The 250-nt window shown below is 41.6% G+C and carries 1 pseudogene; it reads right to left on the bottom strand.

The annotated features are described in order from the left end of the window. Positions 1-250 (bottom strand): annotated as a pseudogene (locus ACG9ZB_RS17690) (YgiQ family radical SAM protein); the annotation flags it as partial.

The raw sequence follows: 250 nt of genomic DNA, 5'->3' as shown, positions 1-250 counted from the left end.
TACCTGCTTCCTTACTGAAACGATCAAACATTTGCTTGAAACGATCATAGGTCCCGATGCCTGGTTTCATCATCATCGACAATGGACCTTTTTCGGTATGTTCAGGCGCAATTTTTAAATAACCACCAACATGATGCTGTACCAATTCTTTGACATAGTCAGGGTTTAACACCGCCAAGTCATAGCGCAAGCCTGAACCAATCAGAATCTTTTTAATGCCTTTAATGGCACGTGCTTTACGATATAGCTG

The organism is Acinetobacter johnsonii (assembly GCF_048551975.1).
GTDB classification, from domain to species: Bacteria; Pseudomonadota; Gammaproteobacteria; order Pseudomonadales; family Moraxellaceae; genus Acinetobacter; species Acinetobacter johnsonii_A.
The sequence above is the reverse complement of the archived record's forward strand: the minus strand, read 5'-3'. Positions and strand labels throughout refer to the sequence as shown.